The organism is Streptomyces sp. 7N604 (genome assembly GCF_052245475.1).
In the GTDB taxonomy this organism is placed as follows: Bacteria; Actinomycetota; Actinomycetes; order Streptomycetales; family Streptomycetaceae; genus Streptomyces.
Map to the genome: position 1 here is coordinate 1 of NZ_JBQQBX010000033.1, position 24,951 is coordinate 24,951.

Genomic DNA, 24,951 nt, shown 5'->3' on the forward strand with positions numbered 1-24,951 from the left:
TCGGTGAGCGGGCGGCTGGGGTCGAGGAACAGCGTGCCGAGGTACTCGTTGCCGGTGGCGACCGGCATGGTCCACATGCCGTCGTCCAGTTGCACCGGCGCCGGCTCACCGATGGTGTGAGCGTCCATCGCGGCCGCCATCAGGGCGCCCTCCTCTTTCTCGGGCAGGTCCCCGGCTGTTGCGAGGACGGTGCCGTTGGCGGCGAAGATCAGCAGGCCGCCGTTGAGCCGCTGGCTGACCTCCTCGGCCAGAGCCCGGAGATCGCCGCCCCTCAGAACCAGTTCGATCAGCTGGTCGTGGATGGTGCTGAGCTCCTCGGTACTCCTCAGATCGGCTTCGCACCTGGAGGCACTCTGCCGCAGGTCCCTCACCTCGGCCGTGATGCGGTCCCACTGCCGGGCCCTCTCGATGGCCACACCGGCGATGTCCCCGAGGAAGCTCAGCAACGCGATCTCGTCCGCGCTGAAGTGACGCACCCTCCGATCGGCCACGTACAGTGCGCCGAGCGGCTGTGTGCAGTCGCTCAGGGGAACCGCCATGATGGCATGGAGACCTTCGGCCCCGACCGCCTCATCGACGATTTCGCTGTGCTCGAACCGCTCGTCAGCGAGGTAGTCAGGGGTACAGAACGGTGAGGGACCAGTCGTTACGACGCTGCCGATCTCCGTGCTCGCCGGCAGCCGCAGCCCCACGTTCAGCCCTGCGGTGTGGCCATCGGAAGCGCACACGCAGAACGCTCCCTCGTCGTCCGGAAGGCCGATGTAGGACATGTCGACGCCGAGCAGCAGCCGGGCCCGCCTCGTGATGATCCTGAGTGTGGACTCCAGGTCGTGCAGCGCGGCCAGTTCCCGTGCGGTGTCCACGAGAGCGGAGAGGCCCGTCTCACGCTGCTGGCGCCGGTACAGCCGAGCGTGGAGGGCCAGCCCTAATCGCCTGGCGTGTTCGACCGCCTCCAGCTCGGCGCCGGTGACACCTCGCTTTCGGGCTTCCTGTACGGGCGTATCGAGAAGATCCGCCGGTCCCGCGCTGACCAGCAACTCCAGCACGGTGAGTACGTCGGACCCCGCTCCGGACCTCTCCTGCAACACAACGGCCCCTGTCCTTGGCTGTTTTGGACGACGTCCAGTGCAAGCACCCGAGTCTCAGGTCGCGGGATGGAATGGTCCCGCTGCGTAGCAGTCCCTCCGCGTTCGGGCGCTGAAGGGGAAACGCAGACAGGCTCGTCACTGGTTCGGTCGTGGCCGGGAGGCTCCAAGCACTGCCTGAGCCTTCCTCAAGCCCCCCTGTTGCAGTCCGTATTCGGCTGCCGTTGGCCAGTTAACAGTGAGGGCGATCGGGATATCTTGGGCAGGTCTTGCATAGTTCTTGCCTTGTGGGTTCACCGGGCGGCGCTCTGCCCGAGGCTTCGTCGCCACGGCCGACGGCAAGACTGTTCATACCCTCGTGCTGAAGAGTGAGGGTCTGCCGATTCTGCAGTATGTTAACCTGCACGTTGCTTGGGCTGACCGGCAGCCGCTCCCCGCGTGACTGGCCGGCAGCGCGCACCCAGTCCGGGGATCGTTGTGGAGGTGCGGCACATGGCGAGGGGGCTGTGCCTGTCGTTCGCGGCCGTACTCGACGATCTGTGCCTGCACCCCGCCGGTCGTTCCCAGCGTTACACCAACAGCGAACTGGCCCAACTCGTCGTCGCCAACGGCGGGGACATCACTGACGGCTACATCTCCCATTTGCGTAAGGGGCACCGGGACAACCCCACGCTGCAGACCGTCCAGGACCTGGCCGCTGCGCTCGGGGTGAGTCCTGCCGTCTTCGTCGGAGGCCGCCGGGAACGGCTTGGCGACGAGCAGCCGCGCCGGTCGTTCCCGGACAAGCTGCGCCGCCTGTTCCACGTGGTCCACCCTCCCGGCCGGGGGCCGTACACCCCGGAGGAGGTCGCGAATGCCATCAGCGACAACGGCAGGTACGGATCAATTTCGTCCAGTTACCTTCGCGAACTTCTCAACCCGCCACCCCAGTTGCCGCCCAACCCCCGGCTGAAGCACCTACTGGGGCTGGCCGACTTCTTCGGTCTGGCTGATGACCACGGACCGCAGGTAGCCTACTTCCTCGACGACCACCTGGCGGCCACGATCGATGCCGAGCTCGACGACTACGCGGCCTTCAGGGACGCCGGAGTCGTGGAGTTCGTCACGAGGATGGCCATGCAAGCACCCCAGTGGAGCCCACAGATGCGTCGCCAGGCCATTGACGCCTTCTCGTATGCCGTCGAGTCCGGCGATGGCGCCTGGGCGTTTCCGCTCAGGAAAGATGGCGCTCAATGAAACAGTCGGGGTCATGAAGATCGCTTTATGGGCCATCGGAGAGATCGCCATGAACGAGCGCGAGCGCAGGGAACTCTGTGACCAGGTGGTCGGGCAGTTCAACCTCTCGCATACGGCGACGTACCGGGACGCCTGTCGGCGTGTCGGCGAAGTGATGAGCGAGCGCCTCGGCGCGCGTGTCGAGCTCAGGTTCATGCCCATGCGCAATACGCACCTCAGCGGTGCGACGGCACGGCTCGCCAACGGAACGTACGTCGTGTACTGCGCGAAGTCCCCGTCCTGGTACCACAGGCTGGGCATTCTGCTGCACGAACTCGCTCACCTGCTCCTGGGCCATCAGCCCACCGTCCTCGGACCCGGCGAGGGCTTGCGCCACTTCGCGCCGCATCTGCCGAGCAAGATGGCGCGCCTCGTCGCCGGGAGGACGACCCATACCCGGGACGAGGAACGGGAAGCCGAAGAGTTCGCCGACGAGCTCATTGAACGCCTGACCGAGCGGCAGAACCTTGTGGAGGCCGTGACCCCGTCCGAGGCGAGGCCGCACGTGATGCGGATCGCGGAGGGACTGGGACCCGTCCCCAAGAAGCGCTAAGCGCGGGGGCTGTGCTGAGACTGCTGGCGCCGATCTTCGAGGTGACCCCTATCTCGTGCTTGTGTGCAACATCATGGCGGCCTTTCGCCGCAGCAGTATACTTGCTTGGTTGGATGCCCTATCCTGCAAGCAACGCGGGCTCAGTGAGGAGTTCAGGCACTCGTACCTGGCGCATCCATGAGCCCTACCCGGGGCCCTCGCGGCTCGGTTCCTCTTACTTGTATGGGCGCGCAGCAAAGATCTGGGGGCCTCTGCCGGGGAAGATCAACAGTGGCCTTCTTGGCCAACGGCCGGGTTGAGCCCTGATGATGCCGTTGCGCCGGGGACTGGTGGGAAGGTGTGGCTGTGGCTGATGGTCCACCGCAGTCGTTTGCGGCCATTCTCGATGACTTGTGCCTGTCCCCTGTGGGCCGTGGCCAGCGGTACACCAATACGGAGCTCGCTCAGATCGTCAGCAGTCTCGGCGGTGACATCACCGACGGTTACATCTCTCATCTACGCAACGGGCACCGGGACAACCCCACCCTGCAGACGATCGAGCACCTGGCCGCTGCGCTTCAGGTGTGCCCGGCCGTCTTCGTCGGCGGCCGGAGGGAGCGCCTCGGCGACGAGCAGCCACGGCAGTCCTTCCCAGCCAAACTGCGCCGCTTGTTCCGCGCGGTCCATCCTCCTGGGCGGGGGCCGTACACCCCCGAGGAAGCCGCAAAAACGATCAGTGAGGAGGGGAAGTACGGGTCGATTTCGTCCAGTTACATCCGTGAGCTGCTGAGTCCACCGCACGGCTCCCTGCCCAACCCGCGGCTGAAGCACCTGCTGGGATTGGCAAGCCATTTCGGCCTGGCAGACGATAACGGCCCACAGGCCGCCTACTTCCTCGACGACGATCTGGCCGCCAGAATCGACACCGAGCTCGACGACTACCTGGCCCTCAGGAACGCCGGAGTCATCGAGTTCGTCACAAGGATGGCCGAGCAGGCACCGCAGTGGACCCCGCAGATGCGCCGTCAGGCCGTCGACGCCTTCATGCAGGCCATTGAGTCGGGAGGCAGTACCACTTGGGCGTTCCCGCTCAAGAAGGACGGTGCTCAGTGAAAGCCTCGAGCGATGCACATCGCTGAAGACAGCCGGCACCGGAGCATGCGTCTGTGCTGCGTCGTGCCATGACTCCCCCGCAGAGCAGCTCGTCTCAGTCGTGGTTGCTGCCGACTGCCGAGGTGGTGTCGAACAGGCACCATGTCGTCTTCGTGCCGCTCACGTTCCTGTGAAACCCCCACCTTTGGGTGAGGTGCCCGACCAGCTGAAGTCCCCGTCCGTGTTCCTCATAGCCGTTGGTCTGCTGCAGCAGGGGATCTTCGGAGGAATCGTCTTCGACCTCAATGCGTAATGCGCCTTCGGCGTAGCGCAAAGCGAACCCGACAACCCTGCATGGGGCGTACTGGATGGCGTTGGTGACGAGCTCGCTGGCCACGATCTTGGCGTCGTCTATGAGCGATGCCAGGTTCCACCGAGTCAGGTGTTCATCCACCAGATTCCGGGCGGCTTTGGGGAGGGTCTCGATCTGGCGGCGGTCGGCAGGGTTGAGGATGCAGGCGGCGTGGCGCGGAGCAACGCTCGGCGATTCCGCGCTCAAGGCACTGCTGGTGTCGGTCGAGATCATGGTGACCCCTCAGATCTAGGACAAGTTGAGCTGAGCAATGCTCCGCTGGGCCCCCGCCGGACTGCCTCTGCAATGGATCGCAAGCTGATTGCCTGGGTCCGCCCTCGCCGTCCGACCCGAGACTGCGTGTGTGCAGGAGAGACGGCGCCGAGCGCTGGTGCAAGGGCTGGGCGGGCTCGTGTCGTACGGGAGCGACGGCAGCACACTACTTCGGTGGCAAAATCCGGATGACTTCGCCACATCGGTCCGGCGACTGTCCTAGAAGGTACCGACGGTCTGACCAAGGGACAACTCTTGTGGCGAAGTTACCGACGAGATTATTCAGCAGTATGAGACGTGGGGAGGTCGCGGGCCCTGTCGCCGTGGTGCTGACGGCTGTTCAGTGAACTGTCTCGCATGCCCCCGTGGACAGGTGGGAGTTGGCGGGCAGGCGGAAGGTGCTACTGGGTCTTGGTTCTGGCCGGGTTCCTGCCGACGTGGACGGCCGGCGGCCGGGTCGCCGACGGTCTCGGAGCTGGGGGGGGGCGGGGCCCGCTGACGACACCTTCTGAAGGACGGACAGCAGGTCTGCCCGGAAGCCCCTGGCAGCTCGGCCGGCGATGGCTGGGCCCCGCTGGCTCATACTGATGCGCGAGATTCTGGGGCGATTTCGCTACAGCAGTTGTCCTACTGGGGGGTTGCGGCTACCTTTTTCCCTATTGCCGATACTGGTGTGGCGGCACCCTTAAGATCTTGCCACGCGGGTATTCATTGCTGCGGCCGCTTCCCATCCCACGACCACCGCGAAGCCGACGGCAGCAGCCGATCCTCCTTCATTTGAGAGGAACACGATGACCGGGACTGCCACATGCCGCCCCCGAGCAGGGCCGCTTCGAGCTCGTCGGTCAGGGACGACGTCACACCGTTCACGCCCTGCGCGCCGAGGGCCTCAGGATCTCCCACGCAGGGAGAGAGCCCAGGACTGGTCGGCGACAGCGTTTCAGACAAGACCACGTCAGCCCCGCATACAACTCGGGCTGCACAAGCCCGGCTTGGGGCACTGCCGGCTCGACATGTTCGAACTCACCGGCTGCACGTGCGGGCACTACGCACACAGCAGTGTCGTACGGGGCTTCGTACCGGTCGCACGCTGCGGGCCGAGTCGGCGAGACCGCAACGGCGTAACTCCCCACTGGGAGGACCACTTGGTTGGAAGAAGGGGGTTGGTGGCCGGGATGACGGTGGAGCTAGGGGTCCTGGGTAGCATCGAGGTGGGTGTCGACGGTCGGCTGGTCGATCTCGGCCATGCCCGGCAACGGCTGCTGCTGGCGGCCTTGCTGGTGGACGTCAACCGTGAGGTGAGCATTAGTCAGCTCGCGGAGCGGGTGTGGGGGGAGGAGCCGGCGCAGCGGGGGACGTTGTACGGCTACCTGTCGCGGCTGCGGCAGGCCTTGACCGCGGCGGAGGGTGTGGATATCGCCCGTCGCTCCGCGGGTTATGTGCTCGATGTCGATCCCGCTGTGGTGGATCTGTACCAGTTCCGCGATCTGGTGGAGCAGGCGCGCAGGGCGGACGGGGATGAGCAGGCCGCGGCGTTGTTCGGGCGGGCTCTGGGGCTGTGGCGGGGGGAGGCGCTGGCCGGTGTGGGTACCCCGTGGAGCAACACGGTGCGCACGTGCCTGCATCACGAACGGCTCGCTGCCGAGCTGGACTGGGCGGATGCCCGGATGCGGCTGGGTCAGCACGGTGGTCTGCTCCCGGTCTTGCGTGCCCGTGCCGGGGAGCATCCACTGGATGAACGGCTGGCGGGCCAGCTGATGCTGGCGCTCTACCGGTGCGGGCGGACCGCCGAAGCGCTGGGGCACTACCAGTACACCCGTGGGCTGCTGGTCGAGGAGTTGGGCATCGACCCGGGTCCGGCGCTCAAGCGTCTGCACCAGCAGATACTCACGGCCGATCCCGCTCTTGCCCCGGGGACGGGGGCGAGCGCCAGGTCCGCTCCGGCTGCCGCGGTGTCCGTGTCCGTGCCGGTGCCGGTGCCGGTGCCGCGCCAGTTGCCGGCGCCGTCGGGCGTGTTCACTGGCCGGACGCGCGAGCTGGCAGCGCTCTCGGCAGCGCTGGAGGGGGAGGCCGGATCCGCGGGTAGCGTGCCCATCTCGGTGATCGGTGGCATGGAAGGGATAGGCAAGACCTGCCTGGCCCTGCACTGGGCCCATCACCATCAAGGGGTTTTCCCGGACGGGCAGTTGTATGTCAACCTGCATGGTTTCGACCCCTCAAGGGAGCCCGTGCCGCCTGCCGTGGCAGTGCGGGGCTTCCTCGACGCACTGGGTGTGGAGTCGGCGGCGGTCCCCGTCGAGCCGGCTGCCCAGGCTGCTCTGTATCGCAGCCTGGTGGCCGACAAGCGGATGCTGATGGTGCTGGACAACGCCCGGGACTCCGCTCAGACCATCCCGCTTCTGCCGGGCAGCCCTGGCTGCATGGTGCTGATCACCAGTCGGCACCAGCTTGCCGGCCTGGTGACGACCCACGGAGCCAAACTCCTCACCCTGGACACCCTGTCCGAGATCGAGGCCCGCCAGCTCCTCACCCGCCACCTCGGCGAGCACCGCCTCCGCGCCGAACCCGGCGCGGTCACCGCGATACTCAAGCGCTGCGCGGGCGTACCACTGGCACTGAGCATCGCGGCCGCCCGCGCCGCCATCCAACCCGGACTCCCTCTTGCTCACCTGGCCGAAGAACTGCCCGAAGCCGACATCACCGGGCTGGATGCACTGGCTGTCGCAGGAGCGCCCGCGGACGACCTCCGCACTGCCCTCTCCTGCCTGTGACGCCCACGCCACCCCCGGCTCGTCGAGTACCAGCAGATCCGCGCTCTTCGTTGTGAGCAGGTCCAGGTACGGCGAACGGCCCGTGGTCTATCGGGTGGTGCTTCTTGCCCAGTGGATCCCCTCAAACATCGACACGAATTCGGTGAGCAGGAATTCATCTTCGGGCCGTGGTGGCAGGAGCCACGTCCGCCCGGGACAGTTGCCGAATTGCGGGTATGAGGGGCGGCTGTCCCGTGGACACGACAGGTCAAACGGTCGCACAGTGAACCCCTCGGCCAGCAGGCTTCCGTTGCAGGGTGTCACCGGAATGTGTACGAGACGGTGGACGGCGCAACTCAGGACGGGTCCAACCGGCTTGCCCTGGACCAGGATGGACTCCAGGGCCGCCAGGCCGAGCCCCTGATTGAGGCTGAGGGTGTCCCATCGGCGTTCCCTCACCAGGAATTGCCGCGGTGGGTGATCACCAGGGCTGACCCGCCACAGGGCTAGAGAGGGAAGCAATTGGGGGCTCCGTGGGTGAATTCGTCCCGGCGGCGCTCGATGACTACGCCCATCGAGTTCCCCTGGCCCCCCGTCTCTTCGTCCTCGCCGAACGTGCCCTGCCGCAAGGACAGGTCTCTGGCGTGCTCTACCAACCTGGTCATGGTTCACCCTCCCGCTACTGAAGAGCCGTGCCCGGAGTAGTCGTCAGCAATTGCGTGCCAGGTGCGCCCGTAAAGCGTCGCACCGTGTGCGGCTGTCGAAATCCAGTTAACAGCGACGCTGCGCAAGGGATCTTGTGCAGGTCTTGCTCAGTTCTTGCGAGCAGATGGCAGGCCGAGGCGATCAAGACCCGCAAGGTCGCCGGGCGTCGGCACTGTCGACCACTGGGCGGGACGGCACCTTCTCAGAACTGTCCGCGCCACCTGGCCGACGGGCGCCGCTGGGGCCCCTGCCGGTGGGGGCGCCGCCACTCGAGCCGGACCGGGCGGCCGTGGCCCGTCCGCTGACCGAAATGCCAGGAGACTGCACGCTGAGCGGGTTCCCTCCACGGCGTTCAAGGCCAGATGTATGCAAGGCAGGCTCCCTCGACAGGGCCATTGCTGCACCACATTCCTGCGTATAGCATGCTGCACCACATTCCCATCCACTACCGGGCGCAAGATTCGCACGTCAGGCATCCATGGAATGCCGACGGGGAATTCTTGACACTCGGGAACGCTGGAGAACTTTCGTGGTCTTGAATGTCGTCTTCGCCAGCAGCACCCTTATATACCTGGCCATTTTCCTGTACAAATTCAATCACTTACGCGCCGACTGGTGCAACCCCATATTGTGGACCATGTGCATCGGCTGTCTCCTCTTCGTAATTCCCCGCGCCGCGGGCGGGCCGGCCGGCCAGCACTTCATCAATGAGGTAGCCGGCGTCCCCAACATCGCGATTCTGCTGATGTCTACCGTGCATAACGGAGCGTCGGCGGCATTCGTATCGCTGGCCTTATTCTGGCGCTATCCGATGCAGACGGCATGGCCCCGGGTGCGATGGATCATCGCCGCCTGCGCCCTGAACGTGGCCATCCTCGTCACACTCTTCGCCATGTTGGACGTGCCCGAGGAACGCGTAAGCCAAAATTTTGCCTCTTATTACATACCGAAACAGCCTCTGCTCTTCGTCTTCTACTTGTTCTACTCCGTACCAACGCTGGCGGGGTTTGTCATGTTGTCCATCTGGTGCCTCGCCTGGGCGCGCACAGAGGACTACGCCAATTTGCCACGGTTGCGGCGCGCCCTGTCCCTCTATGGCTGGGCCGGTATCTTCATGTGCGTCTTCCAAGCGGGACAGCTCGGGATCTTTATCGCGATGAAGTTCAGCGCATACTCGCTGGAAAATGTGATGCAAACATTCATTATCGTGGCCGGTCAACTATCCGTTCCGATGCTCGCAGCGGCCCTTCTCGTTCCCTGGTGGGGTCCTCGCTGGGAACTTTTTCGCGACTGGACGAAGCGATGGCACGCATTTCTCGCCCTCCGGTCCCTGCATCGCGCACTCCACCCTGTCGGTCCGGCCAGCGTTATCGTCGCCCAGGACAAGAAGCTCAACCCCCACCACCGCGTGCGACGTATGGTGATCGAACTCAATGACTGGAGCCAGGCCCTCGCCCCCCTCTTCAACTCCACCACCCAAGAACAAGCCGAAAGCCACGGCCGGAAAGCCGGCCTTACCGGCACAAAACTCGCCGCCCTTGTCCAGGCGGTGCAACTCCACACCGCCAAACTCGCCTGGCAGCAGGGCACCCGCCCTCCCGGCAACGGCATGGAATACCAGCACGACGAAGAACCCCGAGACGGAACCGGCATCGACGAAGAAATCACTTGGTGGATCCAGGTGGCCCGTGCCTATAAAGACCACTGCCGCGTTTTCTGAGACCGTGTCCATATGCCCGTCGGCTACCCGTCCGTAGCCGCTGGTCGCCGACATCGCGGTTTCGCCGGATACCCCTGAAATTCGAAGAGTCTGTCAAGTTTACGTTCAGGTATCAACCACTGCGCGGGCCTGCCAGAGGCCCGCGATCACCTCTTATCGTCAGGCGGGCTGACGCGATTTACGAGAGGTGAATGGCTAGTGGGACTCGAGTTCGGATTAACGCGACGGACGCTCGTCAAGCGCAGTGGCCAGGTCGTGGGGGGCGCCGGGGCCGCATGGCTGAGCGGCGGCGCGGCCGGTACGGCGGCGGGCGCTTGGGCCGCCGCCCCGGACGCCGTCCCCGTGGAGCGGATCACCGTCACCGAGGCGACCAACGCCTCGGCCGCTCTCTCCTCGGACGGCCGGACCATCGTCCTCGACCTGTTGGGCCTCCTCTGGACGCTCCCCGCCACCGGCGGCGAGGCCGTCCGCCTCACCGGCATCGAGCAGGAGGCGAGCGAGCCCGACCTGTCGCCCGACGGCACGCGCATCGTCTTCCAGTCCTACGCCGACGGCAACTTCCACCTGTGGCTCATGAGCGCCGACGGAACGGGCAGCCCCCGTCGCCTCACCTCGGGCACCGCCGACCACCGCGAGCCGCGCTTCTCCCCGGACGGCGAGCGGATCGCGTACGCCGGCGAGACCGACGCCGGCCGCTACGCCGTACACGTCCTGGACCTGGCCAGCGGCAAGACCCGGGTCTGGACGCAGGGTGACGGCCAGGAGGGCCAGCCGGCTTGGACCCCGGACGGCTCGGCCATCGCCTTCACCACCGGCATGGCCGCCACCCCGCGGGCCATCGACCTCGTGGACGCCTCCGGAGCGCGCCGCACCCTCGCCACCGTCTCCGAAGGGCGGGTCGCCGGACCCTCCTTCTCCCCGGACGGGGCCCGACTCGCCTATGTTCACCTCACCCCGGCCCGGACCTCGCTCGTCGTCGACGGTGAGAGCGTCACCGGCCAGGGCGAGGGGGGCGGGGAGGACGTCTTTCCCTTCGCCGCCCGCTGGATCTCCGATGACGAGCTGCTGTACACGGCCGACGGCAGGCTGCGCCGCCGTACGCTCGGCGGCCGGGTGCGCGACATTCCGTTCGCCGGCCGACTCACCGTGCCCCGGTTCGCCGAGCGGCCCAGCGCGCGCGACTTCGACTCCACCGCACAGCGGCAGGTCAAGGGCATCCTGAGCCCGGCGCTCTCGCCGGACGGCGGCCGGGTGGCGTTCGCCGCGCTCGGCGACATCTGGACCATGCGGCGCGGCGCCGCGCCCAAGGCAGTCGTCTCCGACGGGCACCGCAACACCGCCCCCGCCTGGGCACCGGACGGCCGCGCCCTCGTCTACAGCAGCGACCGCGGCGGCACTCCCGGCCTGTGGCTGCACGACCTGGTCAGCGGCGAGCAGCGCCGGCTGACCGGCTCCGAACTCAGCGCGGACGCGCCCGCGTTCAGCCCGGACGGCCGCACCGTCGCGTTCGTCGGCGACGGTGCGACGCTGTACACCGTGGAGGTCGCCACCGGGAACCTCCGTAAGGTCGCCGGACCGCTGAACGCCCCGGGCCGGCCCACCTTCACCGCCGACGGCCGGCGCATCGCCAGCGCCGTCCTCGTCCCGGTCACACTGCGCTTTCGCGAGGGCCGCAACCAGGTCCTCACCGTCGACCTGGACAGCGGCGAGTCCCACTACGTCGAGCCCGTCCCTGGAGTCTCGCTCGACGGCCGCATCGACAGCGGACCCGTCCACTCGCCCGACGGCACGTCCCTGGCCTGCGTCATCGGCGGCACCCTGCGGGTCGTACCCATCGACGCCGCCGGCCGCCCGAACGGACCCGCCCGGCAGGTGGGCGACGAGACCGCCGACGCCCCCAGCTGGAGCGGCGATTCGCGCTCCCTGCTCTACCTCTCCGACGGGCAGCTGCGCGTGGCCGACGCCGCCGGCGGCAGCGCCCAGGCGGTGCCCATGCAGCTCACCTGGCGCCCGGCCAGGCCGACCGGCCGCACCGTGATCCAGGTCGGTGCCCTGTGGGACGGCACCAGCCCGCAGCTGCGCCGCGACGTCGACATCACCCTGGAGGGCAACCGCATCGCGGCCGTCACTCCGCGCGGCAGGGGAGCCTCCCTGCCCGGCGACCGGATCGTCGACGCCCGCCCCCTGACAGCGATGCCCGGCCTCATCACCGTCCACGAGCACGGGCCCTGGCCCCGCAACGACACCTGCCGCCTGTGGCTCTCCTTCGGCATCACTTCCATGCGCTCCCCGGGCACCTCGCACTACGCCGCGGTGGAGGCCAAGGAGGCGGTCGAGTCCGGACGCCGCGCCGGGCCGCGGATCTTCGCCGCCGGCGACCTGTTCGAGGGGTCGCGCGTCTCCTACGCCCCCGTCCGCCCCGTCACCAGCGCCGACGCGCTCCAGCGCGAGATCAGCAAGGCGAAGGCGCTCGGCCACGACTTGGTCAAGACCTACGTCCGGCTGCCCTACGCGCTCCAGCGCAAGGCGATCGAGGCCGCCCACCAGCTGGGCCTGCCCGCCACCTCCCACTATCTGTTCGGCCCGCTCGCACTCGGCGCGGACGGCGTGGAGCACATCGGCGCCACCAGCCGCTACGGGCGCGGCCAGAAGGAGTCCTGGCTCGGCCGCTCCTACCAGGACGTCACCGAGCCCCTGATCCGCTCCGGCCTCGCCTTCACCCCGACCTTGGGCCTCTTCGCGACCAACGGATCGAGCCTGCGCCCGGCGCTGTACCGGTACGCCGAGTGGGCCCTGGACGACCCACGACTGACCAGGCTGATGGCCACCAAGGAGTACGAGGACTTCCGTACTGGGGTGAAGGCGGCGCTCGCCAAGGAGCCTACGGCCGAACTCGCCCTCGTCAGGCAGAACGGCAGGACGGTCAGCCGCATGATCGACAGCGGCGCGAACGTCGTCGTCGGCACGGACAGCACGCTGGTTCCCTCAGCGGTCTATTACCACCTCAACCTCCAGGCGATGGTGCGCTACGGCGCCAGCCCGTACGAGACCCTGCGCTGCGCCACCGTCCACGGCGCGCGGGCCCTGGGGCTGTCCGCCCACCTCGGCACCGTACAGCCGGGCAGCCTCGCCGACCTGGCCCTGGTCGAGGGCGACCCGCTCACGGACATCGCGGCGGCCGCGGCGGTCCGGCAGGTCGTCGCCGACGGGACGGTGCACAGCATCGACGGCCTCCTCGCCGAGTCCGCCGAGTCCGCCGAGTCCGCCGATTCCGCTGATTCCGCTGATTCCGCGGGGTCCGCGGGGTCCGCCGAGGCCGCTCCGGCCCCGAAGACCGCGGCGGTGCGGAACGCCCTGCTGCCCGAGGTCCCGCAGGCGCCTGCCCGCGATGCCTACTGGTGGCATCGCGAGCAGCACGCGCCGCGCTCTTGTTGCTGATCGACAGCAGGCGGTCAGGGCCGCCCAGTGACGCTCGCCCGGCGGGTTCGGCTACGCCGATGGGGAGTTCATGGGCGGTCCGCCGCTGTTGGTGAGTTCGGGTGAAGGGCCCGGGGACGACCGGTCGTTGTAGATGACCGGTCGTTGTGGAGGTTTCAGCGGCCTCCGGGCACCGGCTTCTTCATCGGGACCAGTTCCGTTCCGATTCCGCTCCCCACGAGGATGCGGATCTCTGTCTCCGCGTAATCCGCACCGCCCCGTTCCCTCCTGTCCAGGACCGATCCCAGCCAGCCGAGCAGGAAGCCGAGCGGGATCGAGACCAACACGGGACTGCTCAGCGGGAAGACGGCGAAGTCCCGGTCCGGCAGCAGCGCGGCCGGACTTCCCGACAGGGCGGGGGAGAGCAGCGCCAGCAGCACCGAGGAGAGCAGGCCCCCGTAGACGCTCCAGAGCGCTCCCCTGGTGGTGAAGCCCTTCCAGTACAGGTTGTACAGCACGGGCGGCAGGATCGCGGACGCGGCGACGGCGAAGGCCAGGCTCACCAGGAACGTGATGTTCTGGCCCTGGGCGTACATGGACAGTCCCGTCGCGGTGAGGCCGATCAGCAGCACCCCGCCTTTGGCCACCCGGAGTTCGTTCTTCTCCGACGCCCTGCCGCGCATCAGCCCGACCTGGTAAAGGTCGTGCGCCAGCGCGGTTGAGGCGGCCAGCACGATTCCGGAGACCACGGCCAGGATCGTGGTGAAGGCGACACACGAGATCACGGTGAGGAGGAACGCGCCGCCGAGGAACTCGGCCAGAAGCAGCACGGCGGAGTTGCCCGTGGGGCTGTCGGCCGTGATGGTGTTCCGTCCGAGCAGCGCCACCGCGCCGAACCCCAGCACCCCGGCGAGGAGACAGAACGCCAGCGTCAGCCAGGTCGCCCACTTGACCGATCCGCGTGCCGCGCGCGCGCTGGGCACCGCGCCGAGCCGCATGAGCAGGTGCGGCAGCCCGGCGGCCCCCAGGAGAATCGCCAGTTGCAGGCTCAGCGCGTCGAGTCTGCCCACGCCGTCGTCGCCGTAGCGCACGCCGGGCTGCAGGAAGGCATCCCCCAGCCCGCTGCGGTCCGCGGCCCGGCTCAGCAGGTTCGCGGGGTTCCAGCCGAACTTCGCCATCACCAGGAGAGCCAGCAGGCCGCCCCCGCCGAGCAGCATGGCGGCCTTGACCAACTGCACGAGGGTCGTCGCCCGCATGCCGCCGATCATTACGTAGATCACCATCAGGATGCCGAGCGCCCCGACCATGACCTGCCGCGCGCCCGTTCCGTCAAAACCCAGGATGGGCGCGGCCAGTGCCCCCGCGCCGACCAGCTGGGCGACCAGGTACACCAGGGAGATGACGAGCGTGGCGAGGCCCGCTGCCAGGTGTACGGGCCGCGGGCGCAGCCGCCGCCCGAGGCTGTCGCCGATCGTGTAGCGCCCGGTGCTGTGGAACGGCTCGGCGATCAGCAGGAGCACGATCCAGGCGACGATCGGTCCCAGCAGATAGGGGAGGCCGTCGTAGCCCGTCAGCGCGATCAGGCCGGGGGAGCCGAGCAGGGTCGCGGCCGACATGTAGTCACCGAAGAGGGCGACACCGTTGCGAGCTGGTGTGAGCCGGCCGTCGCTGACGTAGAAGTCGCCCGGGGTGGCCCGGTCCGTCGTGACCCAGATGGCCAGGAACAGCGCGCTGGACACGAAGGCGGCGAAGACCACGAATACGGGGAACGAGCCGGAGTCTGCGAGGGTCGCGGCAGCGGTCATCGTGCGTCCCCCTGCTGCTCCACCCGGTTCCTCAGACGCGAGCCCTCGGGGTCGAAGTGGGCCCTGGCGTGGCGCGTGTACCACCAGACCGCCCAGACGGTGGTGCCGCACTGCAGCAGGCTCATGGCCAGGCCGATGTTCAGCGGCCCCGCGATCCGTACGCCCATGAAGGCGCGCGCCTCGCTCGCCAGCAGGGCGTTGAGCACATAGAGGGCCACGACGGTGCCCATGACGGTGAAAACCGGGCGTCGGCGTGCCGCTCGCAGCCGCAGCAGGGCCGGATCGTCCTGAAGCTGCTCGAAGGCGGACGGAACGGGCGCTCCGTACGCGGCCGGTCGCCGGTGCGGGCGCGGCGGAGGCTCCGATCCCCGCGGCGGGGGCGCAGATGCCCGGTACGGGTCCGGTCCGCGGGACTGCTCCGGTCCCTGCCACGGCTCCGGTTCCCGCCACGGCTCAGGTCCCTGCCGCGGTTGGGATCCTCGCCACGGACCGGATCCCCCGGGCCGTGGCGGCGGGATCGCCGGGCTCACGACACCCGTCCCAGCGGCTCGTCGCGAGCGCCGCCGACGGCCCCCAACTCCGGGTCGGGATACGGGGACTCGTCATCGAGCAGGGGCACGTCCCGCACGGTGCTGGTAACGGGGGAACGGCTGGACATGTAGGTGGTCTTCCTTCGGTGTCGGTGCGGCCGGGACGGAGCCGTTCACCGGCCGCTGGGGCGAGGACGGTCCCGCCGTACTGCGCCCCTTGTCGCTTCACCGTCTGCTGCGGCGCTCGGCGCGATCCTGGGTTCCGCGACAGCGGGTGGCTAGCTCCAGGGGGAGGTATGACTTCGGAGGTCTCCATTCGGAGATGGCCACGGCCGCGGTACCAGGCGAGGATGCGGGCCTGCAGTGCGTGCGTACACTTCTGGTCCGCCGGGCGGGAGACGACCTACGATGACCAACGTGCCAGATGGGAGGCCGGACCGGCCGTTGCCGAGCATCCTGTTCGAGCTCACCGAGGGATACAGCGAGGTCCTCGCTCTGCTCGACCAGTCCGTCGCCATGCGCCGGATCGCGGACGACGTGCCGGAGCTGAGCGGGGTCGACGTGGCGTGGGTGGGTGAACCGGACGGCGCCGACCAGATTGTGCTCGGGCACACGGTCAACGCCCGCACGCCCGCCGTGGACGGTCTGGTGGTATCCGCCGGGTGCGGGCTCGGCGGGCAGGTGATGCTCCGGCGCCGCCCCCTGTGGGTCAGTGACTACCGCCGCTCCGACACCATCACCCACGACTTCAACGCCCAGGCGGAGACGGAGGGTCTGGGCGCGATGATCGCCGTGCCCGTCATCCACGACGACCAGCTGCTGGGTGTCCTCTACGGTGCGAACCGGGAGACCTCCCCGTTCGGCGACCGTACGACGCAGGCCCTGGAACAGGCGGCGAGCCGGGCCGCGGCCGCCGCTGTCGTCGCGGAGCGGGCCCGCCAGGCTGCAGAGGTCGCCGTGCATGAGGAACGGCGCCGGCTCGCGCTGGACCTGCACGACACCGTGGGGGCCATGCTCTTCTCCCTGGGGACGGGCATCCGCTCACTGGCCGCGGATCTGCCCGCCGGGGACGCCGTGTCCGCACGGCTCGGTGACCTGGAGGAGCAGGCGATCCAGGCGGCCGCCGCGCTGCGCGTATCGCTGCACGCGCTGCACGCGCCGCCGGAGGAGGTCGCTCTCGGAGTCGCGCTGCGCGGCGACTGCAGGGCCTTCCAGCAACGCACCGGCGTGATCGCCCGGCTGATCACGGTGACCGAGGTGCCGGGTCTTCCGCGGGCCCGGATCAAGGCGCTGACCGACGCGGCGCGGGAGGCGCTCCTGAACGTCGAGAAGCACGCCCGGGCCCGCTCCGTCGTGGTGAGCGTGTTCAGACTGTCCGGAGGCGTGTGCGTGACCATCGCCGATGACGGCGTGGGCCTGTCCCCGGCGGGCGAGTCCTCCGCCGGCATCGGTCTGTCCACCATGTCCGAGCGCCTGGAACGGGTGGGCGGCAGGGTCGATGTCGGCAGTAACGAGGATGGCGGCGTGACCGTCCAGGCGTGGGTGCCGGCATGAACAAGCCGATGGTGCGCGTACTGGTCGTGGACGACCACCCCATCGTCCGCGACGGCGTCGCCCTGGCGCTGGGCAACGCCTCCTGGATCACCGTCTCCGGATACGCGAGTTCCGGACGGGAGGCGATCAGTGAGGCCGGGCGTCTGGTGCCGGATGTGGTGCTGCTGGACCTGCGCCTGCCCGACATGCTCGCCCCCGAGGTCATCCGGGCGCTGCGCACCCATGCCACGGGCGTGAAGGTGGTGATCTTCACTGCCTATCCCGAGCACGCCGCTCTGGAGGACGCACTTGACGCCGGAGCGCACGCCGTGGTCGTCAAGGACGCCGAGCGGTCCGATCTGGTCGACATCGTCCGCCGGGTCTGCGCGGGCGAACGGGTTGTCCGTACCAGCCCGGACCACCTCCTCAGCGTGCTGCTGAACCGCAGGCTCAAGGAGAGCGGCCTGACCCGCCGCGAGTACGAGATCCTGCGCAGGGTCGCGATGGGCGAGACGAACCCGGAGATCGCCGACGTGCTGGGGCTGGCGCGGAACACGGTCAAGACCTACCTCCAGCGAACGCTCGAGAAGCTGGGCGCGCGCAACCGCGTGGAGGCCTTGGCGCGAGCGAGCGAGCGCGGGATTCTCTGACGGCTCGCGGGCAGGCACCCCAGAAAGGATTGACGGTAGGCGATCGCGCGGAAGGCGCCTGACGGGCGCAATCCCGGGTCAGGCGCCTTCTTTCGGGTGTCTAGAAGAAGCCGAGCTTCTTCGCGGAGTAGCTCACCAGCAGGTTCTTCGTCTGCTGGTAGTGCTCCAGCATCATCTTGTGGTTCTCCCTGCCGATGCCCGACTGCTTGTAGCCGCCGAAGGCCGCGTGCGCCGGGTAGGCGTGGTAGCAGTTCGTCCAGACGCGGCCCGCCTGGATGGACCGGCCCGCGCGGTACGCGGTGCCGGCGTCGCGGGTCCAGACGCCCGCGCCCAGGCCGTAGAGCGTGTCGTTGGCGGTCTTCATCGCGTCGTCGAAGTCGTTGAAGGACGTGACGGAGACGACGGGGCCGAAGATCTCCTCCTGGAAGATCCGCATGTGGTTGCCGCCCTCGAAGATCGTCGGCTGGACGTAGTAGCCGCCGGCCATGTCGCCACCGGGGTTGGCGACATGGCCGCCCGTGAGCACCTTGGCGCCCTCCTGCTGCCCGATGTCGAAGTAGGAAAGGATCTTCTGGAGCTGGTCGTTGGACGCCTGGGCGCCGATCATCGTGTCGGTGTCCAGCGGGTGGCCCGGCACGATCTTCTCGGTGCGGGCGACGGCGGCCTCCAGGAACTCCTGGTAGTGGCCCTGCTGGATGAGCGCCCGGGACGGGCAGGTGCACACCTCGCCCTGGTTGAGGGCGAACATGGTGAAGCCCTCGAGCGCCTTGTCGCGGAAGTCGTCGTCCGCAGCGGAGACGTCGTCGAAGAAGATGTTCGGGCTCTTGCCGCCCAGTTCGAGGGTGACCGGCTTGATGTTCTCGCTGGCGTACTGCATGATCAGCCGCCCTGTCGTGGTCTCGCCGGTGAAGGCGATCTTCGCGACGCGCGGGCTGGAGGCGAGCGGCTTCCCGGCCTCCACGCCGAATCCGTTGACGATGTTGACCACACCTGGCGGCAGCAGGTCGGCGACCAGGCTCAGCCACACGTGGACGGACGCCGGGGTCTGCTCGGCCGGCTTCAGCACGACGGCGTTCCCGGCCGCCAGCGCCGGAGCCAGCTTCCAGACGGCCATCAGAATGGGGAAGTTCCACGGGATGATCTGGCCGACGACGCCGAGCGGCTCGTGGAAGTGGTACGCGACCGTGTCGTCGTCGATCTCGCTGAGGCTGCCCTCCTGGGCACGCAGCGCGCCCGCGAAATACCGGAAGTGGTCGATGGCGAGCGGGATGTCGGCGGCCAGCGTCTCGCGGACCGGCTTGCCGTTCTCCCAGCTCTCCGCGACCGCCAGCTCCTCCAGATGGGCCTCCATCCGGTCCGCGATCCGCAGCAGGACGTTGGCGCGGTCGGCGGGTGCCGTACGGCCCCAGGCGGGAGCCGCGGCGTGGGCGGCGTCCAGGGCCGCCTCGACGTCGTCGGCGGTGCCGCGGGCGACCTCGGTGAACGGCCGGCCGTTGACCGGCGAGGGGTTCTCGAAGTACTGGCCGAGCTTCGGCTTGACGTACTCCCCACCGATCCAGTGGTCGTAGCGGGACTGGTAGGAGACGACTGCGCCGTCGGTGCCTGGAGCGGAGTAACGGGTCATATCGGTGGCCTCCCCACGACGTCGCCGCCCGCCGTTGGGCGGCGTTCCGCGCGAGGCTAGGGACGGTGAGGTTGCGACCACGTTGCGGCGGACCCGGAGACGGACCCGGACCCGGACTCGGACCCGGGCCCCGACCGGGCGGGTCGGAGTCCGGCCCCGGGCCCGGAGCCGGACTCGGACTCGGACCCGGACCCGGACCCGGGTGTGTACGCGGAGCCGCCGGATCCGTCGCCCGGCAGCCCGAGTTCGCCGTCGAGCTGACGCAGCCGGGCCCGGGCGACAGCTGCCGTCACGGACCCGCTCGGCAGGGTGGCCGCGAGCGCCGTCCACGCCTCCAAGTCCTCCGCGCCCCACGGGCTCCTCGTCCAGGCGCCCAGCAGATCCGGGTCGCGGCGGGCGATCAGCGCGGCCCGCAACTGGTCCTCGACCCTGCGCCGCAACCGCTCCACTGCCGGAGCCCGGGAGCCCGGCAGCAGTGGCCCGCCGTACGCGGTGACGGCCGCCGCGGGTGCGCCGGAGCCGAGCCTGCGGAGCACGGTCTCGAAGTCCGCCTCGACCGGGACGCCCAGCCGGTACGGGCGTGAGTGCAGGACGTCCTCGCCCAGCAGGCGGCGCAACCGGGAGAGTTCGGCCCTCAGCGTCACGGGCGAGACCGCCCCGTCCTCGTAGAGGGCGAGCATCAGCTCGTCACCGCTCAGCCCCTCCGGATGGCAGGCGAGGAGCACCACGATCTCGCTGTGCCGCCGGCTGAGCCGTACCCGCCTGCCCCCGTGCACGAGAAGCGCCTCGTCGCGGCCGAGCGCGGTCAGCTCCAGCCGGGGGTGTTCGGCCGGCGGTGCGAGGATGGCCAGTTGGGACTCGGCCGCGCGCGCGACGGCCTGGACGAAGGCGAGGCTGTGCGGGTGGGCGAGCCGGTCGCCGCCGGTGATGTCCACGGCGCCGAGCACCCGCCCGGTCCGCGGGTCGTGTACGGGCGCCGCCGCACACGTCCAGGCCTGGACCCTGCGGCTGAAGTGCTCGGCCGCGAAGACCTGCACGGCACGGTCGAGCGCCACCGCCGTACCCGGTGCGTTGGTGCCGACGGCCGACTCGGCCCAGCGCGCGCCGGGCACGAAGTTCATCATGTCCGCCCGACGCCGCGTGGCCGCGTGTCCCTCGACCCACAGCAGCCTGCCCTGCGTGTCGCAGATGGCCACGAGGTGCTCGCCGTCCGTGGCGAAGGTGCCCATCAGCTCGCGGAACAGCGGCATCACCGGGGCCAGTGGGTGTTCCGCGCGGTAGGTCCCCAACTCGCCGTCGGTGAGCTCGACGGACGCGGTGGTGTCCGGGCTGACGTGCGCCCGGGCCGAGCGGCGCCAGGAATCCACGACCACCGGCCGTATGGGGCGGTCCACAGAGCCTGCCGCCGTGAAGGCCTCGTGGGCACGGCGGATCGCGCCGACCCGCTCGGCGGGATCGGCGCCCGATTCCAGGGCGACCCACGGATTCGCGGTCAATGCGGCTTCCCGGAGTGGATGATCGGCTTGGATGTCGGAGTGGCTGCGTCCATCGTGGCCCGCGAGGGAGCCTTCGACAACAGCCCGGACAAGAGCCAGGACAACAGCCCGGACAAGAGCCAGGACACCAGCCCGGACAAGCCCGGACAACAGCCGGGGCAGTAGCCCGGGCCAACAGCCCGGGCAGCGGCCCGGCCGCCGGACCGACAGCGAGAGCAGCAGGAGACGTGATGACCGACCCGCAGTCGCCGCAGGAGCTCGAACCGATGCCCACCGACTGGGAGCGATGTCTCGCGGTCGTCGCCCACCCCGACGACCTGGAGTACGGCGCCGCTGCCGCCATCGCCACCTGGACCGACCGCGGCGCCGAGGTCGGCTATCTGCTGGTGACCCGCGGCGAGGCGGGCATCGACGCCCTCGAACCCGCCGCGTGCGCGCCCCTGCGCGAGCAGGAGCAGCGGGAGAGTGCCGCCGAAGTGGGCGTGACCTCGGTGGAGTTCCTCGATCACGCGGACGGTGTGATCGAGTACGGCACGCGGCTGCGGCGGGACATCGCGGCCGCCATCCGCCGCCACCGCCCCCAGCTGCTCCTGACGCTCAATCACCATGACACCTGGGGCGGCCGGTTCTGGAACACACCGGACCACCGGGCCGTCGGCAGGGCCGTACTGGACGCCGCCGCCGACGCCGGAAACCGGTGGATCTTTCCTGAGCTGATCGAGGAGGAGGGCCTGGCCCCCTGGAACGGGGTGCGCTGGGTGGCCGTCGCCGCCTCGCCCGAGCCCACCCACGCGGTCGACGTCACCGCGGGCCTCGACCGGGGCGTACGGTCGCTGCTGGCCCACCGCATGTATATCGAGGCCCTCACCGACGAGGAGCCGGAGGCCTACTGCCGCGCGTTCCTGACCCGCAACACCGAGCGCACGGCCGCCCGCTTCGGCGGCAGGCCCGCGGTCGCCTTCGAGCTCTTCCCGCGCGGCTGAGCCGCCTACGGCAGCGGCAGCCGCGGCGGCCTGCGCGCGAAGGGCGATGTGCGGCTCGGCCTCGATCCGCGCCGCCGTCTCGGCGAGGGCGGGCAGCAGCATGGCGCGCGCCTCCTCGGCCGTGCCCGGCCGGTGTACGTGGAGACCTTCAGCGCCGCGACCGGGCGGCCGCTGGAGTCTGCCACCCACCGGTGCCAAGGGCAGCTCGCCGGGCTGCACCGGATCGCGGACTCCGTCGCCGCCTCGCCCGAACTCGCCGAGATCTACACGCGATTACCGATCGGCCGACCGCCGTGGGCCCCATGCGCGCCGCGCACTCGGCCCCGTGTGGACGGCGCGTACGCCCAGCAAGTGGTCCATCGCCAGCTGGTCCAGCCGCTCGAAGGCCATGCCGCGGGCCGCGGCCGCCCCGGGGTCGAACTCCTCGAAGGCCGAGCGGTCGGCGAGCAGGCCGGCCAGGGTCTCGCCCTCGGCCAGGGTCGGCTGGGCCAGCTCGTCGAGGCGGGACGCCCGCAGTGCCTCCCGGACGGCGGGGTCGGAGCGGAACGCCGCGGAACGCTCCTTCAGGATCAGGTAGTTGCGCATGCAGCCCGCCGCCGAGGCCCACACCCCGTCGAGGTCCTCGGTCCGCGGCGGCTTGAAGTCGAAGTGCCGGGGCCCCGCGTAGCCCGCCGACTCGAGCAGGTCCACCAGCCAGAACGCGGCGCGCAGGTCGCCTGCGCCGAAGCGCAGGTCCTGGTCGTACTTGATGCCGCTCTGCCCGTTGAGGTCGATGTGGAAGAGCTTGCCCGCCCACAGCGCCTGGGCGATCCCGTGCGGGAAGTTGAGCCCGGCCATCTGCTCGTGGCCGACCTCCGGGTTGACGCCGTACAGCTCCGGCCGCTCGAGCCGCTCGATGAAGGCGAGCGCATGGCCGACGGTGGGCAGGAGGATGTCGCCGCGCGGCTCGTTCGGCTTGGGCTCGATGGCGAAGCGCAGGTCGTATCCCTGCTCGGTGACGTACGCGCCGAGAAGGTCGAACGCCTCCTTCATCCGGTCCAGCGCATCCCGGACGTCCTTGGCGGCGCCGGACTCCGCGCCCTCGCGGCCGCCCCACGCGACGTACGTCCTGGCCCCCAGTTCGGCGGCGAGGTCGATGTTGCGGATCGTCTTACGGAGGGCGTAGCGGCGCACGTCGCGGTCGTTGGCGGTGAACGCGCCGTCCTTGAAGACGGGGTGGGAGAAGAGGTTCGTGGTGGCCATCGGTACGACGAGGCCGGTGGCATCGAGCGCCTGGCGGAAGCGCTTGATACGGGACTCGCGCTCGGTTTCCGGGGATCCGAAGGGGATCAGGTCGTCGTCGTGGAACGTCACGCCGTACGCGCCGAGCTCGGCGAGCCGCTGGACGGACTCGACGGGGTCGAGGGCGCGGCGGGTCGCCTCGCCGAACGGGTCCCGCCCCCGCCAGCCGACCGTCCAGAGGCCGAAGCTGAATCTGTCGTCGGGGGTGGGCTGGTAGCTCATGGCGGCTCCCTCGCTATTTCGTCATGGCCGTTGACAAATTAGTGTGCGCAAGCAGAGTGGGGAACCCCCGATGCACGAAGCATCCCGAGGCCCGCAGCATGAGGAATCCGATGCCCGCAACACGAGGAAAGGGACGTGCGATGGGAGCACCGGAAGGACCGCTGGTCGTCGGCGTGGACAGCTCGACCCAGTCCACGAAGGCCCTGGTCGTCGACGCCGCGACCGGCGCAGTCGTCGCGCGCGGGCAGGCCCCGCACCAGGTCAGCGGCGGGCCCGGCCGCGAGAGCGACCCCGAGCAGTGGTGGAGCGCGCTGTGCCGGGCGCTGGAGCAGTGCGGGCCCGTGGCGCGCGGCGCGGCCGCCGTGTCGGTCGGCGGCCAGCAGCACGGGCTCGTCACGCTGGACGCGGCCGGGCGGCCCGTACGGCCGGCGATGCTCTGGAACGACGTGCGCTCGGCCCCGCAGCGCGACCGCCTCGTGGCCGAGCTCGGCGGGCCCAAGGCGTGGGCCGAGCGGATCGGCAGCGTTCCCGCTCCCGCCTTCACGATCACCAAGTGGGCGTGGCTGCGCGAGACCGAACCGGAGGCGGCCGCCCGCGTGAGCGCCGTACGGCTGCCGCACGACTACCTCACGGAACGGCTCACCGGGCGTGGCACGACGGACCGCGGGGACGCCTCGGGCACCGGGTGGTGGTCGGCGGCGACCGGTGCGTACGACGGGGAACTGCTCGACCGCGTCGGGCTCTCCACCGGTCTGCTCCCCGAGGTGCTGGCCCCTGGGGAGCCCGCGGGGTCGGTACGCGAGCGACTGCCGGAGCTGCCCCTGTCGCCCGGAGCCCTGGTCGCGGCGGGCACCGGCGACAACATGGCCGCGGCGCTGGGCCTCGGGTTGGACCCCGGGCAGCCGGTGCTGAGCCTGGGCACCTCCGGGACCGTGTACGCGGTGTCGCGCCACCGCCCCGCCGACCCCACCGGCACGGTGGCGGGCTTCGCGGACGCGCGCGGCGACTGGCTCCCGCTGGCCTGCACGCTCAACTGCACGCTCGCCGTGGACCGGATCGCGGCCCTGCTCGGGCGGGACCGGGAGGCGGTGGAGCCGGGCGGCAGTGCGGTGTGCCTGCCCTTCCTCGACGGCGAGCGGACCCCGGACCTGCCGTACGCGTCGGGGCTGTTGCACGGGCTGCGGCACGACACGACGGCCGGGCAGCTGCTCCAGGCCGCGTACGACGGGGCGGTGTTCGTTCTGCTGGCAGCCCTCGACCGGGTCCTGGACGGCGACGCACCGCAGGGCGCGCCGCAGGACGTGCCGGAGGATGCGTCGCAGGGCGCGCCGCAGGACACGCCGATCCTGCTGATCGGCGGTGGCGCGCGGGGCACGGCGTGGCGCGAGACGGTCCGCCGCCTGTCCGGCCGTCCGGTGCGGGTGCCGGAGGCTTCGGAGTTGGTGGCCCTGGGCGCGGCGGCGCAGGCGGCGGGTGTGCTGACCGGTGAGGACGCTGCGGCGGTGGCGCGGCGCTGGGGCACGGGCCGCGGACCGGCTTACGCGCCGGTCACGCGGGACGAGGCGGCGGTGGAACGGCTGACGGCGACGCTGGCCGACGCGGGTGGGTTGCTCGGGGGGCCGTGAC

18 protein-coding genes and 1 pseudogene are annotated in these 24,951 nt (G+C 69.7%); 11 read left to right on the top strand and 8 right to left on the bottom strand.

The genetic code is table 11. The annotated features are described in order from the left end of the window. A partial coding sequence (locus tag ACTWP8_RS30400; protein WP_443325297.1) for a GAF domain-containing protein occupies window positions 1–1,088 on the bottom strand: 1,088 nt, incomplete at its 3' end. 489 nt (window positions 1,089–1,577) lie between these two features. Between ACTWP8_RS30400 and ACTWP8_RS30405 the strand changes: the two genes are divergently transcribed. The 3 genes from ACTWP8_RS30405 (at window position 1,578) to ACTWP8_RS30415 (ending at window position 4,005) form a co-directional block, all read left to right on the top strand. Next, a complete protein-coding gene (locus ACTWP8_RS30405; RefSeq protein ID WP_443325298.1) occupies window positions 1,578–2,321 on the top strand; it encodes a helix-turn-helix domain-containing protein in 744 nt (247 codons plus the stop codon). Between the two features lie 13 nt (window positions 2,322–2,334). Then, the gene (locus ACTWP8_RS30410) at window positions 2,335–2,913 is read left to right on the top strand and encodes a hypothetical protein (protein WP_443325299.1); all 579 of its coding nucleotides are present in this window, start codon (window positions 2,335–2,337) and stop codon (window positions 2,911–2,913) included. Between the two features lie 345 nt (window positions 2,914–3,258). Beyond that, window positions 3,259–4,005 carry a hypothetical protein gene (locus tag ACTWP8_RS30415; RefSeq protein ID WP_443325300.1) on the top strand — a complete coding sequence of 249 codons (747 nt, stop codon included), beginning with the start codon at window positions 3,259–3,261 and terminating at the stop codon, window positions 4,003–4,005. A 94-nt stretch (window positions 4,006–4,099) separates the two neighbouring features. Here ACTWP8_RS30415 and ACTWP8_RS30420 read toward each other — a convergent pair whose 3' ends face one another. Further along, on the bottom strand, window positions 4,100–4,570 hold the full coding sequence (locus tag ACTWP8_RS30420) for an ATP-binding protein (protein ID WP_443325301.1): 471 nt from the start codon (window positions 4,568–4,570) through the stop codon (window positions 4,100–4,102). A gap of 1,214 nt (window positions 4,571–5,784) precedes the next feature. Between ACTWP8_RS30420 and ACTWP8_RS30425 the strand changes: the two genes are divergently transcribed. The 3 genes from ACTWP8_RS30425 to ACTWP8_RS30435 all read left to right on the top strand — a co-directional run bounded on the left by ACTWP8_RS30425 (window position 5,785) and on the right by ACTWP8_RS30435 (window position 13,222). Continuing rightward, window positions 5,785–7,380: a BTAD domain-containing putative transcriptional regulator gene (locus ACTWP8_RS30425; protein ID WP_443325370.1), complete on the top strand. Its 1,596-nt coding sequence runs from the start codon at window positions 5,785–5,787 to the stop codon at window positions 7,378–7,380. A gap of 1,213 nt (window positions 7,381–8,593) precedes the next feature. Next, window positions 8,594–9,784, top strand: coding sequence for an MAB_1171c family putative transporter (locus ACTWP8_RS30430; protein ID WP_443325302.1), 1,191 nt, complete (start codon window positions 8,594–8,596; stop codon window positions 9,782–9,784). A 198-nt stretch (window positions 9,785–9,982) separates the two neighbouring features. After that, the gene (locus ACTWP8_RS30435; RefSeq protein WP_443325303.1) at window positions 9,983–13,222 is read left to right on the top strand and encodes an amidohydrolase family protein; all 3,240 of its coding nucleotides are present in this window, start codon (window positions 9,983–9,985) and stop codon (window positions 13,220–13,222) included. A gap of 155 nt (window positions 13,223–13,377) precedes the next feature. On the opposite strand, the gene ACTWP8_RS30440 is transcribed toward ACTWP8_RS30435, so the two are convergent. From ACTWP8_RS30440 to ACTWP8_RS30450, 3 genes are read right to left on the bottom strand one after another with little or no spacing between them, the layout of a single operon-like run. Beyond that, entirely contained in the window at window positions 13,378–15,006 is a 1,629-nt protein-coding gene (locus tag ACTWP8_RS30440) for a solute symporter family protein (RefSeq protein ID WP_443325304.1), read from the bottom strand. Beyond that, window positions 15,003–15,536, bottom strand: coding sequence for a DUF485 domain-containing protein (locus ACTWP8_RS30445; RefSeq protein WP_443325305.1), 534 nt, complete (start codon window positions 15,534–15,536; stop codon window positions 15,003–15,005). Before ACTWP8_RS30445 ends, ACTWP8_RS30440 begins: the two co-directional genes overlap by 4 nt. Then, window positions 15,533–15,664, bottom strand: a complete 132-nt coding sequence (locus ACTWP8_RS30450; RefSeq protein WP_443325306.1) for a hypothetical protein — start codon at window positions 15,662–15,664, stop codon at window positions 15,533–15,535. Before ACTWP8_RS30450 ends, ACTWP8_RS30445 begins: the two co-directional genes overlap by 4 nt. A gap of 289 nt (window positions 15,665–15,953) precedes the next feature. On the opposite strand from ACTWP8_RS30450, the gene ACTWP8_RS30455 reads away from it, so the two are divergent. Continuing rightward, window positions 15,954–17,090 (top strand): GAF domain-containing protein, encoded by a 1,137-nt coding sequence (locus tag ACTWP8_RS30455; RefSeq protein WP_443325307.1) that lies wholly within the window; start codon window positions 15,954–15,956, stop codon window positions 17,088–17,090. Beyond that, entirely contained in the window at window positions 17,087–17,719 is a 633-nt protein-coding gene (locus ACTWP8_RS30460; RefSeq protein ID WP_443325308.1) for a response regulator, read from the top strand. The genes ACTWP8_RS30455 and ACTWP8_RS30460 overlap by 4 nt, the downstream gene beginning before the upstream one ends. A gap of 100 nt (window positions 17,720–17,819) precedes the next feature. On the opposite strand, the gene exaC is transcribed toward ACTWP8_RS30460, so the two are convergent. Both exaC and ACTWP8_RS30470 read right to left on the bottom strand, forming a co-directional pair. Continuing rightward, window positions 17,820–19,343, bottom strand: a complete 1,524-nt coding sequence (exaC, locus tag ACTWP8_RS30465) for an acetaldehyde dehydrogenase ExaC (RefSeq protein ID WP_443325309.1) — start codon at window positions 19,341–19,343, stop codon at window positions 17,820–17,822. A 56-nt stretch (window positions 19,344–19,399) separates the two neighbouring features. Further along, window positions 19,400–20,839 carry a GAF domain-containing protein gene (locus ACTWP8_RS30470; protein ID WP_443325310.1) on the bottom strand — a complete coding sequence of 480 codons (1,440 nt, stop codon included), beginning with the start codon at window positions 20,837–20,839 and terminating at the stop codon, window positions 19,400–19,402. A gap of 39 nt (window positions 20,840–20,878) precedes the next feature. On the opposite strand from ACTWP8_RS30470, the gene ACTWP8_RS30475 reads away from it, so the two are divergent. Together ACTWP8_RS30475 and ACTWP8_RS30480 are read left to right on the top strand one after the other, a co-directional pair. Beyond that, complete coding sequence (locus ACTWP8_RS30475; protein ID WP_443325311.1) at window positions 20,879–21,004, top strand: hypothetical protein; 126 nt, start codon at window positions 20,879–20,881, stop codon at window positions 21,002–21,004. Between the two features lie 65 nt (window positions 21,005–21,069). After that, window positions 21,070–21,822, top strand: a complete 753-nt coding sequence (locus ACTWP8_RS30480) for a PIG-L deacetylase family protein (protein WP_443325312.1) — start codon at window positions 21,070–21,072, stop codon at window positions 21,820–21,822. Window positions 21,823–22,158: 336 nt separating this feature from the next. Here the strand turns inward: ACTWP8_RS30480 and xylA are convergent. Beyond that, a pseudogene (gene xylA / locus ACTWP8_RS30485) lies at window positions 22,159–23,325 on the bottom strand (xylose isomerase); the annotation flags it as partial. Between the two features lie 140 nt (window positions 23,326–23,465). On the opposite strand from xylA, the gene xylB reads away from it, so the two are divergent. Beyond that, window positions 23,466–24,950, top strand: coding sequence for a xylulokinase (xylB, locus tag ACTWP8_RS30490; RefSeq protein ID WP_443325313.1), 1,485 nt, complete (start codon window positions 23,466–23,468; stop codon window positions 24,948–24,950). Window position 24,951: the final 1 nt, after the last annotated feature.